This is a genomic window from Streptomyces sp. CoH27, from assembly GCF_020181035.1.
Lineage (GTDB): Bacteria > Actinomycetota > Actinomycetes > Streptomycetales > Streptomycetaceae > Streptomyces > Streptomyces camelliae.
Window position 1 is genome coordinate 356,226 of the sequence record NZ_JAIQYY010000001.1, and the last position, 23,990, is coordinate 380,215.

Annotated in this window: 24 protein-coding genes and 1 pseudogene; 16 read left to right on the forward strand and 9 right to left on the reverse strand. The window is 72.7% G+C overall.

Going from position 1 to position 23,990, the window contains the following annotated elements:
* Window positions 1–17: 17 nt before the first annotated feature.
* Complete coding sequence (locus tag LE548_RS01685) at window positions 18–428, reverse strand: BlaI/MecI/CopY family transcriptional regulator (RefSeq protein WP_225094759.1); 411 nt, start codon at window positions 426–428, stop codon at window positions 18–20.
* A 141-nt stretch (window positions 429–569) separates the two neighbouring features.
* Here LE548_RS01685 and LE548_RS01690 point away from each other — a divergent pair, with 141 nt between their 5' ends.
* From LE548_RS01690 to LE548_RS01710, 5 genes are all read left to right on the forward strand, one after another.
* Window positions 570–1,952, forward strand: coding sequence for a glycosyltransferase (locus LE548_RS01690; protein WP_225094760.1), 1,383 nt, complete (start codon window positions 570–572; stop codon window positions 1,950–1,952).
* On the forward strand, window positions 1,949–2,746 hold the full coding sequence (locus tag LE548_RS01695) for a polysaccharide deacetylase family protein (RefSeq protein WP_225094761.1): 798 nt from the start codon (window positions 1,949–1,951) through the stop codon (window positions 2,744–2,746). Before LE548_RS01690 ends, LE548_RS01695 begins: the two co-directional genes overlap by 4 nt.
* A gap of 88 nt (window positions 2,747–2,834) precedes the next feature.
* Window positions 2,835–3,503, forward strand: a complete 669-nt coding sequence (locus tag LE548_RS01700) for a DedA family protein (RefSeq protein ID WP_225094762.1) — start codon at window positions 2,835–2,837, stop codon at window positions 3,501–3,503.
* Window positions 3,504–3,620: 117 nt separating this feature from the next.
* Window positions 3,621–4,346 (forward strand): polysaccharide deacetylase family protein, encoded by a 726-nt coding sequence (locus LE548_RS01705; RefSeq protein ID WP_225094763.1) that lies wholly within the window; start codon window positions 3,621–3,623, stop codon window positions 4,344–4,346.
* An 83-nt stretch (window positions 4,347–4,429) separates the two neighbouring features.
* Complete coding sequence (locus LE548_RS01710) at window positions 4,430–5,614, forward strand: hypothetical protein (protein WP_225094764.1); 1,185 nt, start codon at window positions 4,430–4,432, stop codon at window positions 5,612–5,614.
* A gap of 15 nt (window positions 5,615–5,629) precedes the next feature.
* Here the strand turns inward: LE548_RS01710 and LE548_RS01715 are convergent, their stop codons facing one another.
* The 5 genes from LE548_RS01715 to LE548_RS01740 form a co-directional block, all read right to left on the reverse strand.
* Complete coding sequence (locus tag LE548_RS01715; RefSeq protein ID WP_225094765.1) at window positions 5,630–6,907, reverse strand: P-loop NTPase fold protein; 1,278 nt, start codon at window positions 6,905–6,907, stop codon at window positions 5,630–5,632.
* 90 nt (window positions 6,908–6,997) lie between these two features.
* Complete coding sequence (locus LE548_RS01720; RefSeq protein WP_225094766.1) at window positions 6,998–7,573, reverse strand: TerD family protein; 576 nt, start codon at window positions 7,571–7,573, stop codon at window positions 6,998–7,000.
* A 131-nt stretch (window positions 7,574–7,704) separates the two neighbouring features.
* Window positions 7,705–7,989 (reverse strand): Sec-independent protein translocase subunit TatA, encoded by a 285-nt coding sequence (gene tatA / locus LE548_RS01725; protein WP_225094767.1) that lies wholly within the window; start codon window positions 7,987–7,989, stop codon window positions 7,705–7,707.
* Window positions 7,990–8,052: 63 nt separating this feature from the next.
* Complete coding sequence (locus tag LE548_RS01730; RefSeq protein WP_225094768.1) at window positions 8,053–8,748, reverse strand: lytic transglycosylase domain-containing protein; 696 nt, start codon at window positions 8,746–8,748, stop codon at window positions 8,053–8,055.
* Window positions 8,749–9,342: 594 nt separating this feature from the next.
* Complete coding sequence (locus tag LE548_RS01740; RefSeq protein WP_225094769.1) at window positions 9,343–9,726, reverse strand: nuclear transport factor 2 family protein; 384 nt, start codon at window positions 9,724–9,726, stop codon at window positions 9,343–9,345.
* A gap of 104 nt (window positions 9,727–9,830) precedes the next feature.
* On the opposite strand from LE548_RS01740, the gene LE548_RS01745 reads away from it, so the two are divergent.
* From LE548_RS01745 to LE548_RS01755, 3 genes are all read left to right on the forward strand, one after another.
* Window positions 9,831–10,388 (forward strand): TetR/AcrR family transcriptional regulator, encoded by a 558-nt coding sequence (locus LE548_RS01745; RefSeq protein WP_225094770.1) that lies wholly within the window; start codon window positions 9,831–9,833, stop codon window positions 10,386–10,388.
* Between the two features lie 96 nt (window positions 10,389–10,484).
* Window positions 10,485–10,847, forward strand: coding sequence for a 5-carboxymethyl-2-hydroxymuconate Delta-isomerase (locus tag LE548_RS01750; RefSeq protein ID WP_225094771.1), 363 nt, complete (start codon window positions 10,485–10,487; stop codon window positions 10,845–10,847).
* Window positions 10,848–10,899: 52 nt separating this feature from the next.
* On the forward strand, window positions 10,900–11,553 hold the full coding sequence (locus tag LE548_RS01755) for a maleylpyruvate isomerase N-terminal domain-containing protein (protein WP_225094772.1): 654 nt from the start codon (window positions 10,900–10,902) through the stop codon (window positions 11,551–11,553).
* Window positions 11,554–11,613: 60 nt separating this feature from the next.
* Here LE548_RS01755 and LE548_RS01760 read toward each other — a convergent pair whose 3' ends face one another.
* Window positions 11,614–12,501, reverse strand: coding sequence for an MBL fold metallo-hydrolase (locus LE548_RS01760; RefSeq protein ID WP_225094773.1), 888 nt, complete (start codon window positions 12,499–12,501; stop codon window positions 11,614–11,616).
* 215 nt (window positions 12,502–12,716) lie between these two features.
* On the opposite strand from LE548_RS01760, the gene LE548_RS01765 reads away from it, so the two are divergent.
* The 7 genes and pseudogenes from LE548_RS01765 (at window position 12,717) to LE548_RS01795 (ending at window position 21,224) form a co-directional block, all read left to right on the forward strand.
* Entirely contained in the window at window positions 12,717–13,925 is a 1,209-nt protein-coding gene (locus LE548_RS01765; protein ID WP_225094774.1) for a sugar MFS transporter, read from the forward strand.
* A gap of 170 nt (window positions 13,926–14,095) precedes the next feature.
* Window positions 14,096–16,104 (forward strand): annotated as a pseudogene (locus LE548_RS01770) (beta-galactosidase).
* Window positions 16,105–16,214: 110 nt separating this feature from the next.
* Window positions 16,215–17,279 carry a LacI family DNA-binding transcriptional regulator gene (locus LE548_RS01775; RefSeq protein ID WP_225094962.1) on the forward strand — a complete coding sequence of 355 codons (1,065 nt, stop codon included), beginning with the start codon at window positions 16,215–16,217 and terminating at the stop codon, window positions 17,277–17,279.
* Between the two features lie 168 nt (window positions 17,280–17,447).
* Window positions 17,448–18,395 carry an ABC transporter ATP-binding protein gene (locus LE548_RS01780; protein WP_225094775.1) on the forward strand — a complete coding sequence of 316 codons (948 nt, stop codon included), beginning with the start codon at window positions 17,448–17,450 and terminating at the stop codon, window positions 18,393–18,395.
* Window positions 18,392–19,237: an ABC transporter permease gene (locus LE548_RS01785; RefSeq protein WP_225094776.1), complete on the forward strand. Its 846-nt coding sequence runs from the start codon at window positions 18,392–18,394 to the stop codon at window positions 19,235–19,237. Before LE548_RS01780 ends, LE548_RS01785 begins: the two co-directional genes overlap by 4 nt.
* Window positions 19,238–19,302: 65 nt before the next feature.
* The gene (locus LE548_RS01790) at window positions 19,303–20,559 is read left to right on the forward strand and encodes a sensor histidine kinase (protein ID WP_225094963.1); all 1,257 of its coding nucleotides are present in this window, start codon (window positions 19,303–19,305) and stop codon (window positions 20,557–20,559) included.
* Window positions 20,556–21,224 (forward strand): response regulator transcription factor, encoded by a 669-nt coding sequence (locus LE548_RS01795; RefSeq protein ID WP_225094777.1) that lies wholly within the window; start codon window positions 20,556–20,558, stop codon window positions 21,222–21,224. The genes LE548_RS01790 and LE548_RS01795 overlap by 4 nt, the downstream gene beginning before the upstream one ends.
* 69 nt (window positions 21,225–21,293) lie before the next feature.
* On the opposite strand, the gene LE548_RS01800 is transcribed toward LE548_RS01795, so the two are convergent.
* Both LE548_RS01800 and LE548_RS01805 read right to left on the reverse strand, forming a co-directional pair.
* Complete coding sequence (locus tag LE548_RS01800) at window positions 21,294–21,455, reverse strand: hypothetical protein (protein ID WP_308029684.1); 162 nt, start codon at window positions 21,453–21,455, stop codon at window positions 21,294–21,296.
* Between the two features lie 225 nt (window positions 21,456–21,680).
* Window positions 21,681–23,018, reverse strand: a complete 1,338-nt coding sequence (locus LE548_RS01805; RefSeq protein ID WP_225094778.1) for a hydrolytic protein — start codon at window positions 23,016–23,018, stop codon at window positions 21,681–21,683.
* Window positions 23,019–23,245: 227 nt separating this feature from the next.
* Here LE548_RS01805 and LE548_RS01810 point away from each other — a divergent pair, with 227 nt between their 5' ends.
* The gene (locus LE548_RS01810; protein ID WP_225094779.1) at window positions 23,246–23,968 is read left to right on the forward strand and encodes a LuxR C-terminal-related transcriptional regulator; all 723 of its coding nucleotides are present in this window, start codon (window positions 23,246–23,248) and stop codon (window positions 23,966–23,968) included.
* Window positions 23,969–23,990 lie beyond the last annotated feature (22 nt).

Below are 23,990 nucleotides of genomic sequence, written 5' to 3' on the forward strand. Positions count from 1 at the left end.
GCTCACTTCCCGTCGTCTCAGTGGCCGGCGCCGTGGCGGCCGTCGGGCCCCTCGGGTCCGGACAGCAGGTGCTGGAGCAACTGCTCGTCCTGTTCGGACAGTTCGGAGACGAAGCGGGTCAGCACCGCCTCACGGTCGGAACCGCCCTCCAGCAGCGACTTCATGCGGTGCGCGGTGTGCGAGGCCTCGTCGCGGGCCGGTTCGTAGGCGTAGCCGCGGCCCTCGCGGTGCCGGACGAGCATGCTCTTGTCGTACAGCCGGGACAGGATCGTCAGGACCGTGGTGTAGGCCAGGTCGCCCGGCAGCCGCTGAAGGACCTGTCGTGCCGTCAGCGGTCCGTCGGCGGACCAGAGGGCGGCGAGCACGTTGCTCTCCAGTTCGCCGCGCGCCCGCCTGCCGGGTGTGCCTCCGTCCCTGAAGCCGTTCACCGTTCACCCTTCCGTCGCCTTGCCGTGGGCAAGACTACCCGGCAGTCTCCTACTAGTTGTAGGAGGTATGCTCCGGGCTTCGAACCGCGAACTACTACAACTTGTAGTTGCGCACCCTTCCACCTGCGCAGAGGAAAGCCCATGGCCATTCCCGGACGTACGCACCCGAGGTCCGCGCCCGCGGGTCTCCCGCCGGCGCCCCACGCCGTGGCACCGGCCGCGCGCCGGGTCGCGATCGTCTCGGCGAGCGTCGGCGCCGGCCACGACGGTGCCGCGGCCGAACTGGAGCGCCGGCTCGTCGCGGACGGCTTCGCCGTCGACCGGTACGACCTGCTGGATCTGCTGCCCGCCGGTTTCGGCCGGGCCGTCCGGGACGGCTACCACCGCATGCTCGTCGCGGCGCCCTGGGCCTACCAGCGGATCTACGCCGGCACCGAACGCGCCGGCGGCAGCGGCCCCCTGGCACGGGCGCTGCTGCGCGCCGCCGAGGACCGGGTGCTGCGAGCGCTGCGGCCGGACGTCGGCGCGGTCGTCTCCACCTATCCGGGAGCCAGCCGCGTGCTGGGCGAACTGCGCCGCGCCGGACGCCTGGCCGTCCCCGTCGTCACCTACCTGACCGACTTCTCGGTGCATCCGCTGTGGGTGGCGGACGGTGTGGACGTCCATCTCGCCGCCCACGCGGTGCCCGCCGCGCAGGCCAGGGCGGCCGGGGCCCGGGACGTCCGGGTGTGCGGGCCGGTCACCGACCCCCGCTTCCGTCCCGGCGGCCCGGACGACCGCGCCCGAGCGCGGGAGCGGTTCGGGCTGCCGGCGCACGCCTCGCTCGCACTGCTGGTCGCCGGGTCCTGGGGAGTCGGCCCGGTCCGGCAGGTCGCGCGGGAGCTGCGGGACTGCGGGGCCGCCGTCCCGGTCGTCGTCTGCGGCCGTAACCAGGCCCTGGCCCGGCAGCTGCGGGCGGACGGGATCGAGTACGTCTACGGCTGGGTCGACGACATGCCCGGCCTGATGCAGGCGGCGGACGTCCTCGTACAGAACGCGGGCGGTCTCACCTCGCTGGAGGCCTTCGCCACGGGGCTGCCCGTGGCGAGCTACCGCTGCATACCGGGCCACGGGCCGGCCAACGCCGCCGCCCTGGACGAGGCGGGCACGGCCGTCTGGATCCGGGACCCGGCCGACCTCAAGAGCGCGCTGTCCGCGCTGGTCGACGGCCCGTTGGGGCTGCGCCAGCGTGCGGCCGGGCTCGGCCTGTTCGCACACTCCCCGGGCGACGGCCCCGCGGCCGAGATAGCCCGCCTCCACCGGCCGGGCCCGCCGCCCCCGCCGCCGGGACCAGGCCCGCGGCGCCGCCCCCGCGCCCGGCGGCTCGCGCTCACCACCGCCGCGGCCTGCGCGGTGTGGGGATGCGCCGTCGGCACCGGGGTCGCGACGACGTACGGCGGTCCCGCGCTGCTGCACACGCTGGGCCACGATCTCGATCTGGCGCGTCTCGCACCCGCCCTCGACGAGGAGGGACACCACTCGTGACCGCGTCCCGCCCGCTGCGCACGGCCGCGCTGGCCGCCCTGCCGGCCGCCGCCCTCGCCGCGGTCCACTGCGCCCCTGTCGTCTCCACCTTCGGCCCGCTGCGCAACCGCACCATGCCCCGCCTCTCCGGGCAGGGCCGCGCGGACCATGTCGCCCTCACCTTCGACGACGGACCCGACCCGCTGTCCACACCGTTCTTCCTGCGACTCCTCGACCGGCGCGGGGTACGCGCCACCTTCTTCCTGCTCGGCGCCGAGGCCCGCCGCTCCCCCGGCGTGGTGCGCGAGATCGCGGCGGCCGGCCACGAGATCGGCATCCACGGCTGGCTCCACCGGCCCCTGCTGCTGCGCGGCCCGCGCGCGACGTACGACGACTTCGCCCGCGCCCGCGACACGGTCGCCGACCTCACCGGAACCCGGCCCACGCTCTTCCGCCCGCCGTACGGGGTCATGTCCGCCGCCGCCCATGTGGCGGCCCGGCGCCTCGGGCTCACCCCGGTGCTGTGGACGTGCTGGGGCGAGGACTGGACGGCGCGGGCCACGCCCGAGTCGGTGCACCGGACGGTCACCGCGGACCTGGAGGGCGGCGGCACGATCCTGCTGCACGACTCCGACTGCACCTCGGCCCCAGGTGCCTGGCGCTCCGCCCTGGGCGCACTCCCCCGCATCCTCGACACCTGCGAGGAGCGAGGCTACGAGGTCGGCCGGCTGTGCGACCACGGACGGTCCGGTACCGGTGCCGTTCCGGACGTTCACCCGGCCGGTACCGGTGCCCCGGGCCGCGCCGGCCGTTAGACACCGGGAACGCGCCACTCTTTCCGCTCGTCTACAGTTCATAGACCGTCTACATGCTTGTAGTCACCCTCCTGGAGGCTCGGAGCCTATGACCACATCCGTGCACCTCGCCACGCAGCTGGCCGTCAACGTCCTCGACGCGCGTTCGCTGCTGGCCGCGTTCGGCGTCCTGGGCGTCGGCGTGGTCATGTTCGCCGAGACGGGGCTGCTCGTCGGCTTCTTCCTCCCCGGCGACTCGCTGCTGTTCACCGCCGGCCTGCTCTGCACGGGTTCGGCCGACCAGAGCCTGCATCTCTCGCTGGGGCCGCTGCTGGTCTCGGCGGCCGTGGGGGCGCTCGCCGGCGCCCAGTTCGGATTCCTGCTCGGCCGCAAGGCGGGCGGGGCGCTGCTCGCCCGCAGCCGTTCGAAGCGGTTGCTCGAAGGAGCCCAGCGAGCCGAGGAGCTGCTGGAGCGGTACGGCCATGCGAAGGCCGTCGTCCTGGCCCGCTTCGTGCCGGTGGTGCGTACGGTGCTCAACCCGATGGCGGGCGCGCTGGGCGTGCCGGCGCGGACGTTCACGATCTGGCAGGTGGCCGGCGGTCTGGTGTGGAGCCTCGGCCTCACGCTCGGCGGATACGCGCTGGGTTCCTCGATCCCGAACGTCGACCGCTATCTGCTGCCACTGGTGGGCCTGATCGTCGTCGTGTCCCTGCTCCCGCTGCTCGCCGAGATCCTCCGCTCCCGCCGGGCCGCCCGCGCACAGGAGGAGCGCGGCTGAGGACCGCCGCCCCGGCCCGCCGTTCTCTCCCCGTTCTCACCTGCTTCTCACGCCCCCGGACTACGCTGGCGATGTTCCGGGGGCCGGCGCCCCGGCCCCCTGCGGAAGGAGCAGGGCATGTCCGGTCTCCCCCGCGCAATCGCCGCCCTGGCGGCCGTGACGCTGCTGTCCGGGACCGCCGCCGTTCCGGTCACCGCAGGCGAGCGGGCTCCTCAGGCCCCTCCGGTCGACTGCCGGGCCGTCAAGTGCGTCGCGCTGACCTTCGACGACGGGCCGACGCCGTACACGGCCCCGATCCTCGACACGCTCCAGCACCGGCACGTGCCCGCCACGTTCTTCCTCATCGGACCGCACGCGCTGCGCTACCGCGCGGACGTGCTGAGGGAGTACCGGGACGGCGACGCGATCGGAGACCACACCGTCACCCATCCGCGCCTCACCCGGCTCCCGCTCGCCCGCGTCAAATACGAGATCGGCACCGCGGCACGGCAGATCGCCTCTGTCACCGGGCGGCGGCCGACGCTGTTCCGGCCCCCGTTCGGGGCGTGGAACGCGCGCGTGCGGGCGGCGGCCGGCGCGGAGGGCATGCCGGTGATCATGTGGAGCGTCACGGCCCTGGACTGGAAGCACCATGATCCGCCCCTCATCGAGCACCGCGTGCTGCGCCTGGTGCGGCCGGGCGCGATCGTCGTCCTCCACGACCGGTACGCCACCACCCCGCCGGCGATCTCCTCCATCGTCCGCGCGCTCCAGGCCCGCGGCTACCACCTGGTCACCGTCCCCCAGCTGTTCGCCACGAGCACCGACCTGAGACCGGGCACGGTCTACCACCACGGACCGTGACCGACGCCCGGCCTCGCTCCGTGCGGGACCCGGTGGGCGGGTTCCGGATTGCGCCCGGGGTTCCGTCCGTTCATGGTCGAAGGGTGAGCACGTCCTCCGCGCTGAGGCGATCGGACCGTCCCGGCGGGACCGGACGTCCACCGGTCGAGAGTCCACCGGGTGTTCTGCGGGCCCTCGCCCTCTTCGCCGCCGTCCGTCTGGCCGGGGTCGTCGTGGTGGTGGCGGTCGACGAGGTCGCCGGTCGCCCGTTCGGCAAGAGCCTCGCCCATGCCTGGGACTCGGTCTGGTACCTGCACATCGCCGAGCACGGGTACGGCACCCAGGTCCGCATCACGTCGACCGGCGCGGTGCAGACCGACTGGGCGTTCTTTCCCCTGTATCCGGGGCTCATCCGGGCCCTGAGCGGCCTTCTGCATCTGACCGCGGGGCAGGCAGGCGTGCTGATCGCGTGGGCCTGCGCGCTGATCGCCGCGTACGGCGTCTACGCCGTCGGACACCACCTCCATGGGCAGGCGGTCGCCACCGCCCTGGTCGCGCTGTGGGCGGCGCTTCCGCACGCGGTCGTCCTGAACCTGGCCTACACCGAGCCGCTGTTCACCGCGTGCGCGGCCTGGGCCCTGTACGCCGTGTTGAACGGCCGCTGGCCGGCGGCGGGGGCGCTCGCGCTGGTGGCCGGCCTGTCCCGGCCGAGCGGCATCGCGGCTGCCGCCGCAGTGACCACCGCGGCCGTGTACGAGGCCGTACGACGGCGCGGGCGCGTGCCACCCGGGCTGTGGGCCGGCGCCGTTCTCGGCCCCCTGGGCTGGATCGCGTACGTGCTGTGGGTGGGCCGGCAGACCGGGGACCTGCTGCACGGCTACTTCCGGGTGCAGAGCGCCTGGAGGTCACAGCTGGACCTCAGCGTCGGCCCCCTGCGCATCCTGCGGTCGATGCCCCTGGACGGCACCGGAGCCGCCTATCCGGTGGCCGTGTGCGTCGTCCTGGCGGGCATCCTGCTCTTCTGTCTGCTGTGCCTGGACCGCACCCCGCTGGCGCTGGTGGTCTTCGCGGGCTCTCTGCTCCTGCTGGTGCTCGCCATGTCCGGCCCCTTCTCCTCCAGGCCGCGTTTCCTCCTCCCGGCGTTCCCCCTGCTCATCCCGGCGGCCCGTGCCCTGGCGACGGCCTGGCGCACCCGCCTGCGCCGGACCCGTGCCCTGTACGCCGGTCTCACCGCCGTGTCCCTGCTCTACGGCGCCTATCTGGCCGCCCTCGCGCCCAAGCCGCTGTGAGACCGGTGTCGTCGGCTATGACTCCTCCGGGTCGACCGGGCCGGCGGTGCTGCGCAGGGTGCTGATCATCTGCCGGACCGCGGGACCGTCCGGCGGGCTCAGGCGCTCCTGGCCGTTGTGAGTGAGGAGGCGTTCGAGGACCGAGTCCGTGGCGACGTCGTGCAGGTACGGGGGGAGTTGCAGGGAGGCGGTCTGGCGGATGGTCGCGTTGGTCTGGGCCTGCTCGAAGAACCTGGTCAGCGTCAGCCAGGAGTCGGGCTCGACGGTCAGGGTGTGGTAGAAGCCGCGGTGCAGTGTACGGATGATGAGCAGCACCGCCAGCTGGAGGCTGTACCGCCGGTCGATCGCGCCGGGCGGCAGCTGTCCGCGTGCGACGGCCAGCGCCATGTTGAAGACGTTGATGTACCGCTTGAGGCGACGCGGATTGCTGCCCAGACCGCGCTGGAGCAGCTCCCAGAAGAAGGGGTCGTCCGCCAGCTCCGAGACATAGGGTTTGAAGGCCTCACGCAGGGTGTCGAACCCCACGTCCGGGAGGAAGAACGGCAGCTGGACGATCTTGTCGAGGTAGGCCATGCCGGAGGCCACCTCGGCCGGTGCCCCCTTGAGGGCCTCGCCGAACTTGTTGGTGGCGATCGCGGCCAGCACGTCCACGTCCAGGGCGAGGACGAAGATGCACTGTGCCTGTGCCAGGTACAGCTTCAGCGACTCCAGCACCGTCATCGCCGACTCGGGGGTGCAGCGGTCGAGGTCGTCCACGAAGACCACCAGCCGGCCGTCCGCACCGACGAACTCCCGTACGGCGTCGGCGAAGTCGGCCTCGAAGCGGTTCACCTGCCGGTACTGCTCCGCGTCCCCCTCGGACAGGCCCTGCAGCAGCTCGTCTACGTCTTCGCGCTTGATGACGCCGCCGGTGCCGAGCGCCGCCGCGGTACCGAGCCCGGCACGGACCGACAGCCAGGTCGCGGCCTTGGCGAGCCGGACGGCCTTCTCCTTGAGGGTCTCCTCCTGCTCCATCTCGGCGAGGATGGTGTGCAGCAGGGCCGCCCAGACCTCGACCTTGCGGTCGTACTTCCAGGGGTTGAACCAGATGGTCCGCGTCTTCCCCGCCTCGAACCGCCGCTCCCACAGCCGCAGAAAGCTCGACTTCCCCGCACCCCAGGAGCCGAACACCCCGACGGTCAGCGGCAACGGAGTGGCCTGCTCCACCGCCGCGTGCAGGACGTCGACGTACGGCCCGAAGTGGAACGAGTCGCCCTCGGGGCTGGTGACGGGGTTGTCGGTGAGCGGACGCAACGAGGCTTCTCCAGTCGGTCGATGGCGGGGAAGTCACTTGCCCTGGGGGCGAGTTCGGTCGTCCAGTGTGTCAGGTCGACGCGTGCCGGGTCAGACGTTGACGCCGAAGTCCTGGGCGATGCCCCGAAGTCCGGAGGCGTAGCCCTGGCCGACCGCACGGAATTTCCACTCGCCGGCGTGCCGGTACAGCTCCCCGAAGACCATCGCGGTCTCGGTCGAGGCGTCCTCGGAGAGGTCGTAGCGGGCGATCTCCTGGCCGTTCGCCTCGTTCACCACGCGGATGAACGCGTTGCGCACCTGACCGAAGCTCTGGCCGCGCACATCGGCCTCGTGGATGGAGACCGGGAACACGATCTTGGCGATCTCGGCCGGTACGGCGCTCAGGTTCACCTTGATCGACTCGTCGTCGCCCTCGCCCTCACCGGTGAGGTTGTCGCCGGTGTGCTCCACCGAGCCGTCGGGGCTCTTGAGGTTGTTGTAGAAGACGAAGTGCTGGTCGGAGACCACCTTCCCCGAGGCGTCGCAGAGCAGGGCGGAGGCGTCCAGGTCGTAGTCCGCGCCGGTGGTGGTCCGGACGTCCCAGCCCAGTCCGACCACCACGGCGCTCAGTCCCGGCGCCTGCTTGCTCAGCGACACATTGCCACCCTTGCCCAGGGAAACTCCCACGACACATCCTCCCGACTGCGGTCACTAGTCCGTTCACTGGGTGGAACGTCATCCCAGCCGCCGCGGTTCCATGATGTGCGCAAACGTTGAACTGTGGGAGGCCGGCGGCCCGGACGCGTCCGCGGATCGCGTCAGTGGGCCGCGCGGTTCTCCGTGACCGGTGCGGTGGTCTCCGGCGCCTCGGAGGCGACCGGGGTGAGGCGGGGTGCCGACGCGGGGGTGTCCGTCGTGTCCTGCGCGCGGGCGGGGGACGGGGTGGGGGCGTCCTCCTTCATCGCCGCGGCCTCGCTCTTGAGGATGCGCAGGGACTTGCCCAGCCCGCGAGCGGCCTCCGGCAGCTTCTTCGAACCGAACACCAGGATGATCACGATCGCCACGATCAGCAGGTGCCAGGGTTCCAGTCCGTTGCGGAGCATCCCGCCCACCCCTCCCTAGATTGCCTTTTTGCGCAACTGTACAACCGAGCCTGGGCCGTCGCCTCAGTCCGTGCCGACGGCCTTTCCCGCCTTGGTCCAGTTGGCGTGCAGCCGGTCGAGATACGAGCGGGCCTGGCTGCCGGGGGTGGCCCCGCGGGCAAAAGCGAGCATGTTGCCCGCGCCGGTGTTGTAACCGAGCGCCAGCAGGTCGTCCCGGGTGTAGGCGGCGGACTCGCCGGCCGGCAACTGGGCCGCCAGGTCGTGCAGGTACCAGGCCTCGGCCTCGATCGCGAGATCGCGGTCGTCCGGCAGTTCGTCCCAGCTGCGGTCGGCGAAGTCCCGGCCCTGCTTGACCTCGTCGAAGGCGGCCCGATGCATGTTCGCGATACCGAAAGCGGCGTCGGGCTTGTACTTCTGCCAGGCCCGCTCGAAGGCCGGATCGTGCGGCTTGTACGCCTCGTTGTAGAGGATCGCCATCAGCAACTGGGCGCTGACACCGGCTTGCCGGGCCCGGGTCCGGACCTGGGTGGCGTACCGGGCCGGGTCGTACGACGGGCCGGCCGCCGCAGCGGGAGAGGGACGGGAGTCACTGACCGACGGGGTCGGCGCGGAAGCCGACGCCCTGGCCGGTGGCGGGGTGTCGTCGCTGTCGTCGTCGCCACCGAAGAGGCCGGCGGCACGCAGGACGACGTACAGCGCCAGGGCGAAGACCGCCACAGCGAGCAGGCGGCGACGCCTCGGCCGCACGGAATCCGGCATGCCCGTCTCCTCCGGAGTCGACCGCGCGCGCCGATCGGGCCGCCGGGCGGATGGCCCGGCGCACGCGTGCCGGATCAGTTTAGGCATCCGGTCCCGGCACCCGGGCGCGCAGCACCGTGTCCGTTCCGGACGGGTTCACGGCCGAGGAGGCCGGCCAGGGTTGGGAGCTGTTGCCCGCTGACTGGAGACGAGCGTGTTCCGGCGTGCATGAGTGAGCGCCTCAGCCATGGAACGCGCGGGCCGTGTGGATGCGATCGGCAGGCGCGCCCTGGGACACCCGATCCGGCGACGGACGGCACCGCCCCTGCACGACCGGAGCGATCGTGCAGGGCATCGGACCGCCCAGGCCGCACCGGTGGCCCCGGGGCGTGCGGCCCTGTTCATCAGCGGCCTCCGGCCGTGGGCCGCCCGCGCACCCCCGGACCACGGACCCGATCCGCGCGCCGGACGCGGAGCGAACGCGGTGGACCAGGACGCCCGACACCGTTCGGAACGTCCGGCTGAGCACGAGTCCTGGCAACGGGGCCCACTCCCGCTCAGTCTCTGGGAACCGTCCGCCCTTCAGTTGCCCAAGCGCCCTGCGGCAGCCGCCTCTCAGTCGGTGGCCAGGGGGACTTCGCCGCCCGTCTTGCTGTACCCCAGGGCCTGGACGATGCGGCCGTTCTCGACGCGCATCAGGTTCACGCCGCGTACGGAGTCGCGAGGGCCGTCGCCGAAGTGGTAGCGCCAGCGGATCGTCGCCCGGTCGCCGGCCACGGTGACGTCCTCGGGTGCGAACCGGGTGGTGCGGTCGGCCGCGAGCGTCCGCCAGAAGGTGAGGCACGCCTCCCTCCCCTCAACGCGTTCGCCGTCCGGTGCCGGCTGGATCGCCTCCATGACACATCCCTCGCCCACGAGGTCGTCGAGCAGATCGGGCTCGTGATGGACGAAGGCCTGGTTGAACAGATCGATGACTGCTGCGGTCGTACGAGGTGACATGGTCGCTCCTCAGAGGGGAAGGACGGTCGTAGATAGAACAGTCGGTCTATCTCCACCATATAGACCGGTTGATCTACCGGTCAACGGGTGGCAGGCTGACGCCCATGAAGCCGGGACCGCGTGATCGCCTGCTGGAGGCGGCGCAGCAGCTGACCTACCGTCATGGCGTCGCAGTGGGCGTGGACACACTGCTCAAGAGCGCCAACGTGGCCCGCAGGTCGCTGTACGAGCACTTCGGCGGCAAGGACGGTCTGATCGCGGAAGTGCTGCGGCGCAGCGCCGCCGAGGACGAGGCGGGCTACGAACGGACCATGGCAGCCGCGGGAGAGGATCCGCGCGCGCGTCTGCTGGCGATCTTCGACCAGCTCGGCACCGTCATCACGGAGCCGGACTTCCGGGGATGCCGTTATCTCGCCGCCGACCTGGCCCTGGCCGACCCCGACCATCCTGCCCACGCCGTCACCCGCGACTACCGCGCGCGCGTGACCCGGCTTCTCGCGGCCGAACTGGTCCGGCTCGGCCATCCCCGGCCCGCGCGGGCCGCCGACCAGCTTCTGCTCCTCATCGACGGAGTCATGGCGGCCGGCGCCACACGCCCCGGTACCGACCCGGCCGCGGCAGCCCGTGAACTCGCGGAGCGGATCCTGGCGGAGCGGGCGTGACCTTTCGGCCCCGAGGGGGCCGCGGTGCGGCTGCTGGAGCCCGTGAGGGAAACTGGTTGCCTGGCGAAACCATCGGGATCCCGGGAAAGGTCCTCCATGCCGTACCTCACCGTCGACTACTCCTCCCACCTGGCCGGAACCTTCGACCGGGCGGCCCTGGTGAAGGAGTTGCATCCGCTCGTGGTCGAGGAGTCCGGTACGAGGGGTGTGTGCAAGACCCTGTTCCGGCCGGCGGAGACGTACGTCGGGGACCGGCCGTGCGAGGAGGCGGCCTTCGTGCACGTCGAGGTGGGACTCATGCCCGGTCGTCCCGAGGCGCTGAAGGCGCGGCTGTCCGAGGGGGTGCTCGCGCTGCTGGAAAAGCATCTGCGGGTCGAGGGTGTACCTCCGGACGCGGTCTTCTCGGTGGAGGTGCGCGACCTCACCGGCTCCTACCGGCTCTCGCCGTCCGCGCGCTGACCGGCCGCGCATGCGCTTGAGCACCGTTCCCGTCCCGCACTACGGTGCCCCGGTGGAGCTCTTCTCACGTTCTTGGACAGCGTTGCGCGAGGCGGTCGCCGCACTCGCCGACGAGGACTTCGAGCGGCCCTCCGGCTGTGCCGGCTGGCTGGTGCGGGACCTGGTCTGTCATCTGGTCATCGACGCCCAGGACGTGCTGATCACCCTGGTCACCCCCGCGACCGGCGCACCGACCGTGGACGCGGTCACCTACTGGAAGCTCGTCGAACCCCCGACCGGTGAGGATCCGCTCGACGCGCTGATCCCCCGGCTGGCCGCCGCCTACGGCGAGCCGGGGCTGCTGAGGTTCCACCTGGACGACGTCGGCTCCGCCGCGGGCCGCGCCGCCGAACTCGCCGATCCGGCCGCGTGTGTCGGCACCCGCGACGAGGTGCTGACCGTCGGCGACTACCTGTCCGCGTACGTCGTCGAATGGACCCTGCACCACCTCGACCTGATCGCCCATCTGCCGTCGGCCCCCGAGCCCCCCGCCGAAACCCTCGCGGCGGCGCGCGCGTCGCTGGAGAAGATCGCGGGATCCGGGTTCCCCGCCTCGCTCTCCGACAAGGAGGCACTGCTGATCGGCACGGGCCGGCGCACACCGACCGACGCGGAGCGCGAGACGTTGGGCGACTTCGCGGAACAGCTTCCCTTCATTCTCGGCTGAACGGTCGTCGACGTGGCGGTCGAAGGTTCCCGCGCGCGGACACGGCCGACACGGCGCCCGTCACCAGCGCACCGCCGTGAAGTCGACCGGCCGGGGCCGCAGTTCGCGGGTGCGTGCCGCCAGCCGCCGCATCCGCTCGGCCATGTCGTCGGCGGGCAGCCGGCGCCGGTCGCCGTGGCCCGGCAGCAGCCACTCGAAGCGCAGCCGGCCGGCGGTCCGGGCCAGCGAGGCGGCCAGTTCGCGGATGGAGTACCAGGTGACGCTCTCGGCCACCTCGATGTCCCCCGTGCCGCGTGACCAGTAGAAGCTGTCGCCGCTGAAGCAGTACCGCTCGTCCGCGACGAACAGCACGCTGCCCTTGGTGTGTCCCGGGAGCGGGTGGGCGATCACCCCGTCGGCGACCTCCACCGGATCGGTGCCGCGCAGCACCTGGTCGGCGTCCGGAGCGGCGTCGAGGTCACCCTCGTGGATCCAGAGCCGGGCGCCCAGCCGGTCGGCGTACCGGCGGCCGTGCGCGGCATGGTCGCGGTGGGTGAGCAGGACGTCGGTGACGGGGCCCAGTGCCTCGTAGCGCGTGGCCAGCGCAGTGCTCCAGCGCGGGGTGTCCACCAGCATCACGGTGCCGTCGGGCCGGCGCAGCAGATAGGAGTTGGCGCCCGCGGTGTGCGGGGAGTTGTGCCCGCACAGGAGCACGGCGTCGTCCAGCGCCAGCGGGAACGGGTCCAGGGCCGCGTCCAGCCGTCCGGTCACGGGGCGGACGGCGCGGGTGTGGCAGGCGTGCGCGGCGGCGAGGAGCCGCCGCACCTCGGCCTCGCCGCTCGGCTGGCGCAACACCGCCGAGCGGCCGTCGACCTCACCGATCAGGCCGGGGGCCAGCTGGCGGGCGACATCGCAGTTCGTGCATCGCTCGGTCACATGCCAGCCGTCCGGTAACCGCGTGTCACCCATGGTCCGTTCCCTTCTGTACCGCGCTCGCCGAGCCGCCGCGCACGTCCAGAGGTATCCCGCGCCGGGCGGAAACCGGAAGAGGGTCCGGACCTTGTTCTTGCGGGGGCGTACTGCTCTCGCACGTGACCTTGACGCACGTCATGTTACCGGTAACACTCATGTCCCGTCGGAGCCGAGACAACTCGCCCTGGACACCTGCGACTTCTGGAGTCGGCATGAGCGAACCATCGACCCGGCCGCGTGACACGGGCACCCGTGCGGCCTCCTTCGCCCCCGACGCGCCCGTCTTCAGCCCGGCGGCCGTGGTCGCCTCGTGCGTCGGCTTCGTGCTGATCGGCGCGCTCCAGGCGCTCTACGGGCCGTCGATCCCGGCTTTCCGCCGCGAGTTCGGGCTCAGCCCCGCGGCCGCCGGCCTCGGACTGAGCGCCCATTTCGTCGGCGGTGTGGCGGGCGTGCTGCTCTTCGACCGGCTGTACGGGCGGCTCGGCAACCGGCAGATCCTCGGTGCCTCCTACCTGCTGATGGCCGTTGGCGCGGCGGGCTTCGCCCGGGCCCCGAACTGGCCCGTGGCGCTGGCCACCGCGCTGCTCGGCGGGCTGGGCTTCGGCGGCATCGACTACGGCCTCAACCAGCTGTTCGCGGTCGGTTTCGGACACCGCTCGACGGCCATGCTGAACGTCCTCAACGCGCACTTCGGCATCGGCGCGATCCTCGGCCCCGCGCTGGTCGGCACGGTCGGCGCCGGGCACTACCCGGCGATCTTCCTCGGCTTCGCGCTGGTCAACCTGCCGTTGCTGCTGTGCCTGAAGGGCGTACGGGACCGTGCCCCGCAGCCCTCGGACGCCGCCGGGGACGCCGACGGCGGACAGGCGCTCGGCCGCGGCCTGGCCTCGGTGCTCGCGGTGTTCGTCGCCCTGTACGTGCTGCACGTCGGCATCGAGGCGGGCGTCGGCGGCTGGGAGCCCACCCACCTGGAGACCGTCGGCTACGGCGCCGGGACCGCGGCGACGGCCACCTCCGTGTACTGGCTGATGATGACCGTCGGCCGGTTCCTCGTCGCACCGATCGCGCTCCGTTTCAGCCCGCAGGCCATCATCACCGTCTCCTGCGCGGGCATGACCTGCTGTCTGCTGCTGGCCCCCGTGGCGGGGCTCGCCCCCTACGCGTACGCCGGTGTCGGCCTGTTCATCGCGCCCGTCTTCCCCACCGGACTGCCCTGGCTGCACCGCGCGGCCCCCCGGGCCCGCCGGGCGGGGGCGCTGGTCATCGCCGCGTCCATGGTGGGCGGGGTCGCGGCCGGGCCGGCGCTCGGCAAGGCCATCGAGTGGTCCGGCGTCCGCGCCGTACCCCTTCTGCTGGGCGCCGTCTCGGCCCTGTGCCTGGCCGCCACCCGCTGGCTGATCCGCGCCACGAGCCCCCGCTGAACGGCCGTTCGGCAGCCACGGGAACCGTGGGCCGCGGCGCACCCCGTACGTCCCCGCCCCGGTCCTGCGCCCCGGCACGCCATGACCTCGTCCTGCCCTGACGGCACGTCACCACCGGCCCGACCGCCCAGCTCACCGACGCCCCCCGGCCCCGGACCGGAGAACCCCTGATGCCCCTTGCGCACCGCCTGCGCGTGCCGCGCCCCGCCGCGCCCCCGCTCACCGGCCATCTGCCGTTCACGGACGCACCCGGTGTCCCCGACCCGATCGAGGTCACCAGCCGCTACCTCACCCGCGGCGGCCGCCCCTGGTTCCCGGTCTCCGGCGAGTTCCACTACTCCCGTTGCCCGGCGGGAGAGTGGGAGGAGGAGCTGCTGAAGATGAAGGCGGCCGGGGTGACGGCCGTCGCCTCCTACGTCATCTGGATCCACCACGAGGAGACCGAGGGCCGGGTCCGCTTCGACGGCGACCGCGACCTGCGCCGGTTCGCGCGGCTGTGCGCCCGGCACGGCCTGGACTTCATCCCGCGCATCGGCCCCTGGTCGCACGCCGAGGTGCGGGGCGGCGGACTGCCCGACTGGGTGCTGGCCCGCGACTGCACCCCACGCACCGACGACCCCGCCTATCTGGAACCCGTCCGCACCTGGTTCACGGCCCTCGCCGAGCAACTGCGCGGCCTGGACCGCGCACACGGCGGCCCGATCGTCGCGATCCAGATCGAGAACGAGCTGTACGACCAGCCGGGCCATCTGCTGACCCTGAAGCGGATGGCGCAGGAAGCCGGACTGAGTGCGCCGCTGTGGACGTCGACGGCCTGGGGCGGCGTCCAGCTGCCCGGCGAGGAACTCCTGCCGCTGTACGGCGGCTACCCGGAGGCCTTCTGGACCGAGGCCGACGGCGGCTGGCCCGACACCTGCCGCACGCACTTCTTCTTCACCCACCAGCGCGACGACGAGGGCATCGGCGCCGACCTGCGCCCCGCCACCGTGCGCGGCGCAGACCCGGAGGCTCACACGGACCGCTTCCCGTGGGCCACCTGCGAGCTGGGCGGCGGCATGGCCGTGGCCTACCACCGCCGGCCGCGCGTGGACGCCGCCGACATCGGTGCGCTGGGCCTGACGAAGATCGGCTGCGGCTCGGTGTGGCAGGGCTACTACATGTTCCACGGCGGCACCAACCCGGCCGGCGAACTGACCTCCCTCCAGGAGTCGCACGCCACCGGCTACCCCAACGACCTGCCCCTGCTGACGTACGACTTCCAGGCCCCGCTCGGCGAGTACGGCCAGGTCCGGCCCTCGTACCACGAACTGCGGCTCCAGCATCTGCTGCTGGCCGACTTCGGGGAGCGGATCGCCCCCATGGCGTCCGTGCTGCCCGAGCGGCGGCCGGGGGGAGCGGGGACATCGTCACCGCCGGGGACCGGGTGTTCGTGACCGGTCTGCGGCCCGGTGCCGACGCCCTGGTCGAGGCGGTGACGGCGGACGGCACCCGGGTCGGCCTGCTGGTCCTCGACGCGGCGACCGCGCGCACCGCCTACCGGGGCACCGCCTGGGGGGCCGAGCGGCTGCTGCTGAGCGCCGACCCCGTCGTCTTCGACCGCGACGAGGTCCGCGTGCACAGCACCGCCGCACAGCCGTCCTTCGCGGTGGCGCCCGGCGCGACGGTGAAGGCGTCGGCGGAGGGCGTCCTCACCCGCTACACGCTGGTCACCGCCGAGCACGGCGACGCGTTCCCGGCGGTGGTCACACCGGTGCGCGCCGCCGAAGCGGCACCCGCGGCCGTCACCGGTGTGCAGGGCCGGGCGAGCGTCCCCGACGACACGCACGTCGACACCGTCGCCGCCGAGTACCGCGTCGAGCTGCCGGAGGCCGTCCTGGACCGGGCGGACGGGGCGGACCGTACGCTGCTGCGCCTGACGTGGACCGGGGACGTGGCCCGGGCCTACGCCGGGGACACCCTCGTCGCCGATCAGTTCCACTCCGGACGGCCCTGGGACATCGCCCTCGACCGGCTCCCCGCCGAAGCCCTGCGCGGTGCCGGGCTGCGCCTGCGGATCCTGCCGCTCGCCGTGGACGCTCCCGTGTACCTGCCCGCACCCGCGGACACCGCCAGGGGCACGGCCGTGATCCACCGGGCCGACCTGCTGACCAGCCGGGTCCGGGCGGTCCGCGCGGGCTGAGACCCGGGCACGGCACGGTCCCGGACGGCCGCCTGTCCCGCCCGGCCTATCCTGGGAACCCGCCGGGCGGGAGAGGACCACCGTATCGAGGCCGGAGGACACACACCCGTATGACCGCATCCACCGCAGACGGCTCGGGTCCCCAGCGGCGCAGCCGGCGCAACTTCGCGGGGAGCCGTCCCGTGATGGACGACGTGGCCAAACTGGCCAGGGTGTCCAAGCAGACCGTCTCCCGGGTGCTCAACGACCACCCGGCCGTGCGACCGGAGACCCGCGAGGCGGTCCTGGAGGCGATGCGCACACTCGGCTACCGGCCCAGCCGCAGCGCGCGGTCGCTGGCCAGCGGCCGGTCCGGGATGCTCGGGGTGATCTCCTTCGACGCGGCCAGGTTCGGGCCCGCGTCGATCCTGACCGCCATCAACAGGGCGGCCCAGGAAGCCGGTTACCTGGTCAGCTCCATCGCCCTCGACACCGCCTCCCGGGACACGGTGGTACGCGCCCTGGACCGGCTCTCGGCCGAGGGCGCCGAGGGTGTCATCGCCATCGCCCCGCAGCGCCCGGTCGGCGCGGCACTGGCCGAGGCGGGGCTCGACAGGCCCATGGTGGTGCTGGAGAACGACCCGGGGCAGGGCCCCCCGCGTGTCACTGCGGACTCCACGGCCGGGGCGCGCGCCGCCACCGAGCATCTGCTCGGCCTCGGTCACGCCACCGTCTGGCACCTCGCGGGCCCGCACGGCTGGACCTCCGCCGAGCTGCGCGCGGCGAGCTGGCGGGCCACCCTGGAGGCCGCCGGTGCGCGGGTCCACGAGCCCCTCTTCGGTGACTGGAGCGCCGATTCCGGCTACGCGCTGGGCCGCCGGCTGGCCGAACGCCCCGAGGTCACAGCCGTGTTCGCGTCCAACGACCAGATGGCCCTCGGCGTCCTGCGGGCCTTCCACGAGGCCGGGCGCCGCGTCCCGGACGAGGTCAGCGTGGTGGGCTACGACGACATTCCCGAGGCCGCGCACTTCCTGCCGCCGCTGACCACCGTGCGCACGGACTTCGCCGAGATCGGCACTCGTTCTCTGCGCCTCCTGCTGGACCGCATCGACGGCGACACCACGGCGCGGGCGGCGTCCGTCGTCCCCGTGGAACTCGTCGTCCGCCACAGCACTGGCCCGGCCCCGGCCCGCTGACCCGGCCCGCTCCCCGATCCCGTCGGCCCGCGTGCGTAGTACCGCGGTACCACGGGACACCTCCGGTTCGGCCCCCGGTACGACCGGATCCGGGTCCCGCCGGACCTAGGTTGGCCGTGAGGCGCCAGGGGCTATCGGCGGGCGCCGCGGCCGACAGAGAGAACGCGAATGATCGAGGCACAGCAGCTGACCAAGAGGTACGGCGAGAAGACCGCCGTCGACGGGCTGGACTTCACCGTCAAGCCCGGCACCGTGACCGGCTTCCTGGGCCCCAACGGTGCCGGGAAGTCCACGACCATGCGCATGATCGTCGGGCTCGACGCCCCGACCAGCGGCTCCGTCACGGTCAACGGCCACCCCTACGCCCGGCACCGGGCGCCCCTGCAGGAGGTCGGGGCGCTCCTGGAGGCCAAGTCGATCCACCCGGGCCGCTCGGCCTACCACCATCTGCGCGCGCTCGCGCTGACCCACGGGATCCCCCGGCGCCGGGTCGACGAGGTCATCGACCTCGCGGGCCTCGCCAGCGTGGCGAAGAAGCGCGCCGGAGCCTTCTCCCTGGGCATGGGCCAGCGGCTCGGCATCGCGGCCGCACTGCTCGGCGACCCCCAGACCGTGATGCTGGACGAGCCGGTCAACGGGCTGGACCCGGAGGGCGTGCTCTGGATCCGCAACCTGCTCAAGGCGCTCGCCGACGAGGGCCGTACCGTCTTCGTCTCCTCCCACCTGATGAGCGAGATGGCACTGGTCGCCGACCACCTCATCATCGTGGGGCGCGGCCGGCTGCTGGCCGACACCACTGTGCCGGACCTCATCCGTGAGGCCGGCGGCGACACCGTGAAGGTCGTCACGCAGGACCCCGCGCGGCTGCGGGACGTGCTCGCCGGGGCCGGCGTCGAGGTCACCGGACGGATCGGCTCGGAGGAACTCCAGGTCACCGGGCTGACCCCCCGCCAGATCGGACTGGCGGCGGCCGAGCACGGCATCGCGCTGTTCGAGCTGACCCCGCGGACGGTCTCGCTGGAGGAAGCCTTCATGAACCTGACCAGGGACGCCGTCGAGTACCACGGCTCCACGACCGCCACCGAGACCCTGGAAGCCGCCGGGAGGCCCGCATGAGCGCCCTGACCACCGCCGAGCCCGAGGCACCTGCCTCCGCTCCCGCCCGCCCCGCCTACCGGGTCACCGGCCGGCGCGTGCTCTCCTCGGAGTGGTCCAAGCTGTGGACGCTGCGGTCGACCTGGATCACCCTCGGGCTGGCCCTGCTGTTCCTGGTCGCGTTCGGGCTGATCGCCTCCGCCCGCTACAAGTCCAACATCGACTCGGGCCACCACATGGACGGTGACTTCGCCCACTCCACCGCCGTCAGCCTGTCCCTCTTCGGCACGCACTTCGCCCAGCTGGCCCTCGGCGTCCTCGGTGTGCTCGTCACGGCCGGGGAGTACTCGACCGGCATGATCAGGTCGACGCTCGCCGCCGTACCGCGCCGGCTGCCCGTGCTGTGGTCCAAGGCGGCCGTCTACGGGCTGGTCGCACTCGTCGTCGCGACCCTCGGCGCGTTCATCACGTTCGGGATCGGGAGCCAGATCGTCTCCGGCACCCCCGCCGCCCTGGGCTTCTCCCACGCGGGAGTCCTGCGCAGCCTGCTGGGCGCCGGGCTCTACCTCGGCCTGGTCGGCGTGATCGGCACCGCCCTCGGCGCGCTGCTGCGCTCCGTGGCCGGCGGGATCTCCGTGCTCGTGGCGACGCTGATGCTGATCCCCGGCCTGATCTCGCTCCTGCCCAGCTCCTGGCAGGACAACATCAGCCCCTACCTGCCGAGCAACGCCGGTGAGTCGATCTTCGCTCTGACGCACGACTCCACCACGCTCTCGCCGACGGCCGGTCTGCTGGTCTTCCTCGGCTGGACCGCACTCGCCCTGGCCGGAGCCGCGTACCGGCTGGTGCGCAGCGACGTGTGACCGCGCTGCACCATGGTCGGGTGACACCCTTGACGACCACGACCACCACCGACGACGTCAGCGGCATGGGACCGCTGGTCGCCCGGCTGTCCCGGGGCGGCCAGCGGCTGCGCCAGGCCGACGCCGCCCATCCCTGGGTGCTGGACACCGCGGTGGTGGTCGTCGTCTTCCTGCTGTTCTGCCTGCCCGACCTGGCACACGGGCACGCCGGAGACCACGACGGCCCCCGCCGCCTGCGGCTCGCCTTCACCCAGCTTCCCCCGGCGGGCATGCTGGCCTTCCAGGCGGGGCTCGTGCTGCCCCTGCTGTGGCGGCGGCGCAGACCCATGGCGGCCTTCGGCGTCATCGCGGCCGTGTTCATCGCGCAGTGGTCCCTGGGCACGGTACTGCGCGCGGACGTCGCCCTGTTCATCGCCCTGTACAGCCTGGCCCTGCACGGCAGCCTGCGGCAGCTGCCGTGGGCCTGCGGGGTCATGGCGGCCGGGATGACCCTGGTCGCGGTGCGCGCGGCGGCGGCGGTGTCCGTCTGGGACGCGCTGTTCTTCCTGCTCAGCACCACGATCGCGGCCCTGGCGCTCGGGCTGATGGTTCGCATCCGCCGGGCCCAGCTCGCCGGACTGCGGGAGCGCGCCGCCCGCCTGGAGATCGAGCGCGACCAGCGCAGCAGGCTCGCGACCGCCGCCGAACGCACCCGGGTGGCCCGCGAGATGCACGACATCGTCGGACACAACCTGTCCGTGATGATCACCCTCGCCGACGCCGGCGTGTACGCCACGGACACGGCCCCCGAACGCGGCAAGGAGGCCCTGCGGCTCATCGGGGACACCGGCAGGATGGCCCTCGGTGAGCTGCGGCGCGTGCTCGGCGTGCTCCGCGAGGACCCGGACGGCCCCGCCAAGGCGCCGCAGCTCAGTCCGCAGCCCGGCATCGCCGACGTCGAGACGCTGTGCGATGGTGTGCGCACAGCCGGCCTGGAGGTCGTCTACCGGACCGTGGGCGAGGTGGACGCCCTCGACAGCGGGGTGCAGCTGACGGTCTACCGCATCGTCCAGGAGGCCCTCACGAACACCCTGAAGCACGCCGGCGCCGACACCCGGGTGACGCTGTCGGTGGTCGTCGAGGACTCCCGGCTGAGCATCCGGGTCCGGGACAACGGCCCCGGCGCGCGCCCGGGACCGCCGAACGAGGAAGGACACGGCCTGGTGGGCATGCGAGAGAGAGCGGCACTCTACGGCGGGCACGTCAGCGCCGGACCCGCCGCGGGCGGCGGCTGGGCCGTGGAGGCCGTCCTCGACCTGACGCCCCAGGGCGGTGCCCGGTGACCACCGTGCTCGTCGTGGACGACCAGCCGCTGCAGCGCTTCGCTTTCCGGATGCTCCTCGACGCCGTGCCCGAGACGGAGGTCGTCGGCGAGGCGGCGCACGGCGCCGAGGCCGTCCGCAAGGCCGCCGAACTGCGGCCCGACGTCGTCCTGATGGACGTCCGCATGCCCGGCATGGACGGCATCGAGGCCACCCGCCGGATCACCGCCGCCGGCGCCCGCTCCCGTGTCCTCGTGCTGACCACCTTCGACCTGGACGAGTACGTCCACGCCGCGCTGCGCGCCGGAGCCAGCGGCTTCCTGCTGAAGGACGCGCGCCCCGAGGAACTCCTCGCCGGGATCCGCGCCGTCGCCGCCGGCGACGCCGTGATCGCCCCGTCCCTGACCCGCCGTCTCCTCGACGAGTTCGCCCGCTACGGCCCTGTGCACGGCGCCGACGGCACCGACGACGCGCGGCTGCGCTCCCTCACCGACCGCGAGCGCGAGATCCTCGTCGCCATCGGCAGGGGCTGGACCAACGGCGAGATCGCCGCCCGCTTCGTCCTGTCCGAGTCCACGGTCAAGACCCACGTCGGCCGCGTGCTGGCCAAGATCGGTGCCCGCGACCGCGTCCAGGCCGTGATCTTCGCCTACGACCAGGGCCTCGCCCGCCCGAACGCCGGGTGACGCCGGGCGCAGCCGGCCGGACCCGAACCGCCCCTGCTACCTGGGCGGTGCACGGCGGCTCGCGAGGGTTCAGTCCTCTGCGGCGAGGCGGTCGAGCCACGCGTGGAGCAGATGCCGTCCGGCGTCGCTGAGGACGGTCTGTTCGGGCAGTGTGGCGCGCAGGGCGCGGGCGGCGCCGGCCGGGCCCGCCTCCCGTACGGCGGGCTCCTGGTGCGTGATGGCGGTGACCATCGCCTCCCGCAGCGCGGTCAGCAGCGCGTAAACCAGCCAATTCCCTTACCGCGGTGGGTAGTTCAGGCAGCGGGACGGCACCGGCGCGGACGCCGGGATTCCGGGGTGTGTGACGGCACGTGAAACATGCACGCTACATGGAGTCCCTTGGTGGTTTTCGGCCGGAGTGGGAGCCACCCCTTCCCCTTACGCCACACGAGGCGAACGATGTGCGGGGGCACCACTTCACCGTGCGACGTCGCTGAGCACACCACTGACGTTCAGGACCTCGTGACACTGCGTCGCCTGCCGGCCGGTGGCCGGTGTCCCCGGCTTCGCGCACGTCACGTTCATGGTGACGGTGGCGTCCTCGGGGATCTTGATGGGGGTGACCCAGTGATAGTCCTGGTTGCGGAAGGTCTCCAGCGCGATCGTGGTGATCTTCCGGTCGCCGAAGGTGATGGTCATGACCCCCTCGTCGCCCTGGAAATTGGCGACGACGATATCGGTGATGCCGAAGATCTTGCCCTTGGGGACCACATAGGTGCCGGTCTTGTCCGCCCCACCCGAGGTCTGTACGTCGATCGTGGCCGAACTCTGCTGCCCGGCTCCGGCCGCCGTGCCGTCGGGGCCGTCGCCTCCGGCGCCCGGTGCCGTGTTCGTGCCCTGGCCGCCCTGCCGGGAACCGGTGCCGGTACCCGTGCCGGTGCCGGTCCCCGGGGACTGCCCGTTCCGGCTCCCGCCGGGGGTTGTCGGGCGGGGCTGGACCACCTCGTCGGCCGCCTGCTTGGCGGCGCTGCGCACCGCCGGGCGGACCAGTGCGAACCAGGCCACGATCAGCGCGATCAGGGCCGCGAGCAGCGCCAGCAGCCACTTCGGGAAGACGGGGATCTGGACGAACTCCGCCTCCAGCGACGGCCGTACGGCGGTCCCGGGCCGCTCGGCCTCCTCCTCCGCCTCGCTGTCGCCGACGCCCACGGTGAACGGCCAGACCACCGGCTTGCCGAACCAGACCGGCCTGCCGGTGCGCACCCGCAGCCGGGTCTCCGCCGACTCGCCGGGTTCCAGGGCCAGTTCGGCGGGGGTGAAGCCGAACTTCAGCTCCTCGCCGGGCTGTTCCGGACTGAAGCTCACTCGGGCCGGGGTGTTGCCCTCGTTGCGCACCGCCAGCCGGTAGCGGCCGCGCAGCCAGCCGCGCCGACGACGGGGAAGCAGTTCGGTGCGCAGCTCGTGGAACGCCTCGATGTGCACGGTGGTCTCGGGCACCGTCACGGACTCGGGGCGCTCTGCCGGCAACACCCGTACGCCCAGCGGCACATCACCCGCGCGCACGTGCGGGGAGCGCGGCGGGGCCAGCTGGATGGTCACCGTCTCGGAGGTCCCGGGGTAGAGCGAGACCCGTTCGGGTTCCACGGTGGTCCAGGAGGCGCAGTCGCCCACGACCTCCAGGGTGTACGCCTCGACGATGTCGCTGTCGTTGCGGACGGTCAGGCTCGTGGCGGCGGTACCGCCCGGCGTCACCGTCACGGCGGGGATGTCGAGGCCGGGCGCCCCGGGTCCGGAAGAGGCTGCAGATGGCGTCACGGCACGACCGTAGAGCCGGCACCGAAGTGTCACGAGAGGTGCGAGGGCAACATCCGGGCAGTGGACATGCCCCCAGCGGTCACCGCCAACTCAGCTGAATGGACGGCCCGTTGAGCGGATCCGGCGCGGCGCGTGGTCCGCCGGCCGGGGATCGTCGCCCGTCCCGCGCGCCTCCTTGGCCCCGTACGTCTCTCTCCGCTCTTCTCGTCATGAAACAGGTACTCAGTATGTCCGGCTCCGTGAAGGAGAACCCGCTCATGGCCGCCCGCACACCCCGCGCGACCAATCCCCCCGTGACCACGCACCGAGCCGCCCCCGAGGAACGGCCACACCGGGTGTCCGTCGCGGTCTACGCCCAGGACCTGGTGCTGCGCATCGGTGTCGTCCACCAGCTGCGCCAGCGCCCGGAGGTGGAGCTTCTCGACGAGGCCGAGGCGGACCGGGCGCGGACGTCGCTCGTGGTCGTCGACGCCGTGGACGACGACGTCATAGCCCTGCTGCAACGGTTGCAGCGCAATGCCGGGACCCGCACCGGGCTCGTGGTCGGCACGTTCGAGTCCGCGGCGCTGCAGCGGGTGATCGAGTGCGGTGTCGCCGCGGTGCTGCGGCGTGCCGAGGCGGACCAGGACCGGCTGCTGCATCTGGTGCTCGCGATGGCCAAGGGCGAGGGGGTGCTCCCGGGTGACCTGCTGGGCAAGTTACTCACCCATGTGGGCGGTCTGCAGCGGTCGGCGCTCGATCCGCGCGGCCTGACCCTGTCCACGCTGACCGCACGCGAGGCGGACATGCTGCGTCTGGTGGCGGAGGGGTTCGACACCACCGAGATCGCGCAGAAGACCGCGTACTCCGAGCGGACCGTCAAGAACGTGCTGCACGAGATCACCACCCGGCTGCAACTGCGCAACCGCGCCCACGCGGTGGGCTACGCGCTGCGCAACGGACTGATCTGACAGGCCGGTTCACCGCCGGGGG

Bases quoted from the DNA above. Each gene is read 5' to 3' on its own strand.
- LE548_RS01690 (WP_225094760.1), top strand. From the start codon at position 570: ATGGCCATTCCCGGACGTACGCACCCGAGGTCCGCGCCCGCGGGTCTC.
- LE548_RS01700 (WP_225094762.1), top strand. From the start codon at position 2,835: ATGACCACATCCGTGCACCTCGCCACGCAGCTGGCCGTCAACGTCCTC.
- LE548_RS01705 (WP_225094763.1), top strand. From the start codon at position 3,621: ATGTCCGGTCTCCCCCGCGCAATCGCCGCCCTGGCGGCCGTGACGCTG.
- tatA (WP_225094767.1), bottom strand. From the start codon at position 7,989: ATGCTCCGCAACGGACTGGAACCCTGGCACCTGCTGATCGTGGCGATC.
- LE548_RS01730 (WP_225094768.1), bottom strand. From the start codon at position 8,748: ATGCCGGATTCCGTGCGGCCGAGGCGTCGCCGCCTGCTCGCTGTGGCG.
- LE548_RS01740 (WP_225094769.1), bottom strand. From the start codon at position 9,726: ATGTCACCTCGTACGACCGCAGCAGTCATCGATCTGTTCAACCAGGCC.
- LE548_RS01745 (WP_225094770.1), top strand. From the start codon at position 9,831: ATGAAGCCGGGACCGCGTGATCGCCTGCTGGAGGCGGCGCAGCAGCTG.
- LE548_RS01750 (WP_225094771.1), top strand. From the start codon at position 10,485: ATGCCGTACCTCACCGTCGACTACTCCTCCCACCTGGCCGGAACCTTC.
- LE548_RS01760 (WP_225094773.1), bottom strand. From the start codon at position 12,501: ATGGGTGACACGCGGTTACCGGACGGCTGGCATGTGACCGAGCGATGC.
- LE548_RS01765 (WP_225094774.1), top strand. From the start codon at position 12,717: ATGAGCGAACCATCGACCCGGCCGCGTGACACGGGCACCCGTGCGGCC.
- LE548_RS01775 (WP_225094962.1), top strand. From the start codon at position 16,215: ATGACCGCATCCACCGCAGACGGCTCGGGTCCCCAGCGGCGCAGCCGG.
- LE548_RS01780 (WP_225094775.1), top strand. From the start codon at position 17,448: ATGATCGAGGCACAGCAGCTGACCAAGAGGTACGGCGAGAAGACCGCC.
- LE548_RS01785 (WP_225094776.1), top strand. From the start codon at position 18,392: ATGAGCGCCCTGACCACCGCCGAGCCCGAGGCACCTGCCTCCGCTCCC.
- LE548_RS01790 (WP_225094963.1), top strand. From the start codon at position 19,303: ATGGGACCGCTGGTCGCCCGGCTGTCCCGGGGCGGCCAGCGGCTGCGC.
- LE548_RS01800 (WP_308029684.1), bottom strand. From the start codon at position 21,455: ATGGTCACCGCCATCACGCACCAGGAGCCCGCCGTACGGGAGGCGGGC.
- LE548_RS01810 (WP_225094779.1), top strand. From the start codon at position 23,246: ATGTCCGGCTCCGTGAAGGAGAACCCGCTCATGGCCGCCCGCACACCC.